This window comes from Zymomonas sp., assembly GCF_020216885.1.
GTDB lineage: Bacteria > Pseudomonadota > Alphaproteobacteria > Sphingomonadales > Sphingomonadaceae > Zymomonas.
The window spans coordinates 1-6,623 of record NZ_JAIWON010000152.1; the positions used below are offsets into that span (position 1 = coordinate 1).

At 47.5% G+C, this 6,623-nt stretch carries 4 protein-coding genes; 2 read left to right on the forward strand and 2 right to left on the reverse strand.

What is annotated here, in order from left to right:
* Positions 1–471: 471 nt before the first annotated feature.
* Positions 472–1,386, forward strand: a complete 915-nt coding sequence (locus tag LDL18_RS08245; RefSeq protein ID WP_296508601.1) for a class I fructose-bisphosphate aldolase — start codon at positions 472–474, stop codon at positions 1,384–1,386.
* A gap of 153 nt (positions 1,387–1,539) precedes the next feature.
* Here the strand turns inward: LDL18_RS08245 and ispG are convergent, their stop codons facing one another.
* Positions 1,540–2,673 carry a flavodoxin-dependent (E)-4-hydroxy-3-methylbut-2-enyl-diphosphate synthase gene (gene ispG, locus LDL18_RS08250; protein WP_296508606.1) on the reverse strand — a complete coding sequence of 378 codons (1,134 nt, stop codon included), beginning with the start codon at positions 2,671–2,673 and terminating at the stop codon, positions 1,540–1,542.
* Between the two features lie 377 nt (positions 2,674–3,050).
* Between ispG and ahcY the strand changes: the two genes are divergently transcribed.
* Entirely contained in the window at positions 3,051–4,445 is a 1,395-nt protein-coding gene (gene ahcY / locus LDL18_RS08255; RefSeq protein WP_296508610.1) for an adenosylhomocysteinase, read from the forward strand.
* A 292-nt stretch (positions 4,446–4,737) separates the two neighbouring features.
* On the opposite strand, the gene ettA is transcribed toward ahcY, so the two are convergent.
* Complete coding sequence (ettA, locus tag LDL18_RS08260; protein ID WP_011240137.1) at positions 4,738–6,420, reverse strand: energy-dependent translational throttle protein EttA; 1,683 nt, start codon at positions 6,418–6,420, stop codon at positions 4,738–4,740.
* Between the last annotated feature and the right edge of the window lie 203 nt (positions 6,421–6,623).

Consider the following 6,623-nt stretch of genomic DNA (forward strand, 5'->3'; position numbering starts at 1 on the left):
TGCGACCTGCGACCTGCGACCTGCGACCTGCGACCTGCGACCTGCGACCTGCGACCTGCGACCTGCTTGGGTAAAAGAAAATAGCGATTATTTTTTTAAGGTTTAATCACAGCAATTGCGCAAAATAAATTAAGAATATCACCGTTATTTTTGCCCATTATTTTATTTTCAAGCAGGCATACTCACTAATAGAGCCATTATTCTTTTTTATTAAAGCGAATCTTTGTTTAATTTTTTAGAAAAACTTTAAAATTTTTTATTTAAGAAGGGGCTAACTCTGTAGCTCTGATGCTATAACCTTATAGTATCTTTCTATATGACAGAAAAAACGGGTGACTGATTCTCTTATCAGGTTAAAAAGAGTTGCTCAGGTAACCGTCAAATTAAGTTTTCAGCCGAAAGCGTTATTTTACTGATACAGCTAGATATGCCGGGGCTGTTACCTTATATCCCAAGGGAAGGAGCGCTGTGATGTCTATTACTCCCGAAGTAAAAGCTATTCTTGATCTTTATGAAAGTGATAATCCCGGGACAAAGGCTAATCTTGCTCGTATTTTGAATCATGGCCGTTTGGGTGGCACTGGTAAGCTGATCATTTTGCCGGTCGATCAAGGTTTAGAACATGGCCCTGCGCGCAGTTTTTATCCTAATCCTGCCGGATATGATCCCCAATATCATTATAAATTAGCGATTGATGGCGGTTTTTCTGCTTTTGCGGCACCGCTTGGGATGCTGGAAACAGGGGCGGCTACTTTTGCCGGTCAAATCCCGACTATTTTGAAGATGAACTCTTCGAATAGTTGGTCATCTGTGAATGATCAGGCGGTGACTTCCTGTGTCGGCGATGCGTTAAGATTGGGCTGTTCGGCGGTTGGTTTTACGATTTATCCCGGCTCTGATATTATTTTCGAGCAGATTGAAGAATTCCGCCATATTGCGGCAGAAGCCAAAAGATGCGGATTGGCAACGGTTATTTGGGCCTATCCACGCGGTGGACGATTGACCAAAAGAGGCGAAACAGCTTTGGATGTCAGCGCCTATGCTGTGCATATCGCTGCCCAGATTGGTGGCCATATCATTAAGGTGAAGTTGCCGACTTCCCATATCGAGCAGCCTGAAGCTATCCCAGCTTATTCAGGAAAAGACTGGTCACCATTAGCTAACCGCGTTTCCCATATTATGGAATCAGCCTTTGCAGGGCGGCGCATGGTCGTCTTTTCAGGTGGCGAAGCGAAAACGCCAGATGAACTTTTTAAAGAAGCTGAAGCTATTCGTGACGGGGGCGGCTTTGGTTCAATTATGGGGCGGAATGTTTTCCAGCGTTCAAGAGAAGAAGCCTTGGAGCTAGTCGATAAAATTGTCGAAATTTACAAAAAGAAGAATTGATGAATGTGTAGTGGCCTAATTTTAAAGAGGCTTTATCTCTGCCTCTTGTAAGAAGGGCTTTTCTGTTGATCGAAAACAGGATTTTAATAGGCCATTCTGTATCCCTGCCCAAAGTGAGCAGGGATAACGAGAAGGAAAGTTGTTATAACGAGATTATTCGGCGGCGACCGTGGCCGCTTTCTCTTTTGCTTTTTCGGCTTCGATCTCGGCGGCTTTGTTTTCGACTAAGGCAACGATGTGGTCGAGCATTTTGGCATCTTCGACGGTATGATCGGTGACACCGGACAGAAAAACCATATGCTTACCCTGACCACCACCGGTAACGCCGATATCGGTCTCCCGTGCTTCACCGGGCCCGTTCACCACGCAGCCCAGAATAGAAAGAGAAATCGGCGTTGCAATATGCGCCAGTCTTTCTTCCAGAGCCTTGACCGTTTTGACAACATCGAAGCCTTGTCTTGCGCAGCTGGGGCAGGAAACAACCCGAACGCCACGGGTGCGAAGATCCAAAGTCTTGAGAATGTCGTAACCGACCCGCACTTCCTGCTCAGGATCAGCGGAAAGCGAAACGCGTAACGTATCGCCGATACCATCCCACAACAGATTACCAATACCCAAAGCGGATTTAACGGTTCCGCCAATAAGACCACCGGCTTCGGTGATACCGAGATGGAGCGGGCAATCGACGGCTTTTGCAAGTGCTTTATAAGAAGCAACCGCCAAGAAAACATCGGAAGCCTTTACGGCAACTTTGAATTCATGGAAATCTTGGTCTTGTAATAATTTAATATGGTTAAGGGCGCTTTCAACGAGCGCATCGGGGCAGGGCTCGCCGTATTTTTCAAGTAGCTCTTTTTCAAGGCTACCGGCATTCACACCGATACGGATGGCGCAGCCATTGGCTTTTGCCGCGCGAACAACTTCGGCAACGCGTTCGGAGGAACCGATATTGCCGGGATTGATGCGAAGGCAGGCAGCCCCTGCATCAGCGGCTTCTAAAGCGCGTTTATAGTGAAAATGAATGTCCGCGATGATCGGCACTTCAGCTGCGCGGACAATGTCCTTTAAAGCGGCGGTGGATTCTTTATCGGGACAGGAAACCCGAATAAGATCGACACCGACAGCTTCGCAGCGTTTGATCTGGGCGATCGTAGCTTGAGCATCGACGGTCGGGGTGTTTGTCATGGTCTGGACACTAATCGGGGCATCGCCACCGACAGCTACATTACCAACCATGATCTTGCGCGATTTGCGGCGCTCTATATGGCGCCAAGGACGAATGGACATGTGCAGAGCCTATACGTCTAAAGGGGCATAAAACCAACCGTTTAAGGGTTTTTGGCCAGCGAAGAAAGCAATATTCAAAATTCTATGGAGAAGATACAACAGTTTATCTTGATATCTGATATCGAAGAAGAGCAGCTTGCTACTTTACATAAAGAATTATTTATATTTTTATATTCTTAATGTTTACATATCAGGTTATCTCACGTTACAGCTACCCAAATATAGGGGAATATAGCCTTCCGAGCAGATAAGAAATGTGATTCCAGCCTGTGCTTGTGAAAGAGCTTTTTATCTGCGGGTGGAAGATGGCTGCAGCACCAGCCAGATATATTTTGAAATTTGATTGCCGACTAGCCTTTTCTTAGGAGACTTCATCTATGGCTAATGAGCCTTATATTGTCCGTGACATCAGCCTTGCCGGTTGGGGGCGTAAAGAAATTGATATCGCCGAAGGTGAAATGCCCGGCCTGATGGCTTTGCGTGAAGAATATGCCGCTAAAAAGCCATTAAAAGGCGCACGGATCACTGGTTCTTTGCATATGACCATCCAGACGGCTGTTTTAATTGAAACGCTGGTTGATTTGGGTGCAGAAGTGCGTTGGGCTTCCTGCAATATCTTTTCCACGCAGGATCACGCGGCAGCGGCCATTGCCGAACAGAATATTCCGGTTTTTGCTGTTAAAGGCGAATCTTTGGAAGAATATTGGGATTATGTCGATCGTATTTTCGATTGGGGTAATGGTGAAACCGCCAATATGATTTTGGATGATGGTGGCGATGCGACCATGTTCGTTCTGTGGGGGGCTAAGTTGGAAGCAGGCGTTGAGTTTCCTGCGCCACAGAATGAAGAAGAAGAAATCTTCCAGAAAACGGTTCGTCGTCGGGTCGCTGCAACCCCCGGTTTCTTAACCAAAACCGCGAAAGCCATTAAGGGCGTTTCCGAAGAAACCACGACCGGTGTTCATCGTCTGTATGAAATTGCTAAGAAAGGCGAATTGCTTTTCCCTGCGATCAACGTCAACGATTCTGTGACCAAGTCAAAATTCGACAATCTCTATGGTTGTAAAGAATCTTTGGTCGATGCCATCCGTCGCGCAACCGACGTGATGTTGGGCGGTAAAGTGGCTTGTGTCGCCGGTTTCGGTGATGTGGGTAAGGGGTCTGCTGCTTCCTTGCGGAATGGTGGTGCGCGTGTTCTGGTAACCGAGGTTGATCCGATCTGTGCGCTTCAAGCTGCTATGGAAGGCTATGAAGTCGTTACCTTGGAAGAAGCGGCACCACGGGCTGATATTTTCGTTACCTGCACCGGTAACGCTGATATTATCACGCTTGATCACATGCGCGCCATGAAACAGCATGCGATTGTCTGCAATATTGGTCATTTCGACAGTGAAATTCAGATCAATTCGCTTGCCAACATGGAATGGACTGAAATCAAACCGCAGGTTGATCTGGTTAAATTCCCTGACGGTAAGGAAATTATCGTTTTGGCTAAAGGCCGTTTGGTCAATCTGGGTTGTGCCACGGGTCATCCGAGCTTTGTGATGTCAGCCAGCTTCACCAATCAGGTGTTGGCGCAGATTGAGCTGTTCTGCAACACGGATAAATATCAGAAAGATGTTTATATGTTGCCGAAGCATCTTGATGAAAAAGTTGCGGCTTTGCATCTCCCGAAATTGGGCGTTCATTTGAGCAAACTTACCCAGAAACAAGCTGATTATATCGGTGTTCCGGTCAATGGCCCGTTTAAGCCGGATCATTATCGTTATTGATTTATCCTTTCGGCAGAGAGAGCGATCTCGCTTCTGAATAAAAGTAGAAGGAGCCGGTCATTTTATGGCCGGTTCTTTTTTTTGTGGATAGTTGCCCGATCATTGGGGGCGGTGTCGATTATTAAAATCGCAGCCGCTAGAATCGGAAGGTAAGGCGTTTTCCGCTTGTCAGTTTATGAGGGGTAATGACGCGGATAGATGGATAGCCGAGGCTTTGGGAAATTATCCGAGATTTTAGGGATAAGATAAAAACTGTCCCGACCAGAAAATCTGGTCAGGACAGAGAAGATAATTAGTTACGGGTTAATTTTTTATAGGCCTGTGCGCTGGAGCGATCGGCAGCATCACCCAAACGGCGGCGTTTGTCTTCTTCATAGGATTCGAAGTTACCTTCAAACCATTCGACATGGCCGTCACCTTCAAAAGCGAGGATATGGGTTGCCAAGCGGTCAAGGAAGAAGCGGTCATGGCTGATAACCACAGCGCAACCAGCGAAGTTTTCTAAGGCCTCTTCCAAAGCCCGCAGGGTTTCAACGTCAAGATCGTTGGTCGGTTCATCCAACAGCAAAACGTTTCCGCCTTCTTTCAGCATTTTGGCCATATGGACGCGGTTTCTTTCACCGCCTGATAACTGGCCAACTTTTTTCTGCTGATCCGAGCCTTTGAAATTAAAAGCACCGACATAAGCGCGGGTAGCAATTTCATGCTTACCGAAGGTGAAGCGATCAAGACCGTCGGAAACTTCTTCCCAGACATTCTTTTTATCGTCGAGATGGTCGCGGCTTTGATCGACATAGCCAAGCTGCACCGTGGGCCCGACCTCGATTTCACCGGCATCCGGTTTTTCTTGTCCGGTAATCAGCTTGAACAGAGTCGTCTTACCGGCACCATTGGCACCGATCACGCCAACAATACCACCTGGGGGCAGTGTGAAGCTAAGATCTTCAAACAGCTTTTTCTCACCGAAACTTTTGGTCAGGCCGCGGGCTTCGATAACTTTGCTGCCCAAGCGTTCCGGAATCTGGATCATGATCTGAGCCGCACCCGGACGGCGGTCATTTTGCTTTTCAACCAATTCTTCAAAAGCCTTGATACGGGCTTTGCTCTTGGTCTGACGGGCTTTCGGGCTTTGTCTAATCCACTGCAATTCCTGCTGAATGGCTTTTTGACGGCCCTCTTCTTCGCGTTCTTCCTGCTCCAGTCGTTTGGACTGGGCTTCTAACCATGCAGAATAGTTGCCTTCAAAAGGAATACCGCGACCACGGTCGATTTCCAGCACCCAACCAACGACGTTATCCAAGAAGTAACGGTCATGGGTAACCAGAATGACGTTACCCGGATATTCTTTCAGATGATTTTCCAGCCATGCGACACTTTCGGCATCAAGATGGTTGGTCGGTTCATCCAACAACAGGATTTCGGGTTTTTCCAACAGCAAGCGGCAAAGCGCAACGCGACGGCGTTCACCACCGGAAAGTTTGGTAACATCGGCATCGCCCGGAGGGCAGCGCAGGGCTTCCATAGCGATTTCAAGCTGGTTGTCCAATGTCCAGCCGTCAACCGTGTCAATCCGTTCCTGTAATTCGCCCATTTCGGTCATCAGGGCGTCAAAATCGGCATCCGCAGGCGGATCCGCCATTAAGGTCGAGATTTCGTTAAAGCGATCGACCAGATCCGCGATTTCGCGAACGCCGTCCATCACATTGCCTTTGACATCCTTGGTCGGGTCAAGGTCTGGTTCCTGTGGGAGATAGCCGACGCGGATTCCTTCCGCTGCCCATGCTTCGCCCTGAAATTCAGTGTCCATACCGGCCATGATCTTCATCAAGGTCGATTTACCGGCACCATTCACACCGATAATGGCGATTTTGGTTCCGGGTAAAAATTGCAGGTGAATATTATTTAGAACAGGTTTTTTAGCGCCGGGAAAAGTCTTGGTCAGACCTTTCATGACATAACTATACTGGACGGCCATGACGTCTCCGAGATTGGGCGAAAAAGGGAAAATATCGTCTAAATTAGCGAAGCTTTGTTATATTGGCAAATCCTGATCCCCGAAAAATGCGGTTATCAGTGTCTTTGTCTGGTTGTTTTTAAAAAGAAGAAAAATCACCCTTACCCTGTATAGATAAGTCTTCTAAAATTCTACGCCTTATTTTGGTGATGAAAGGCGTGGTT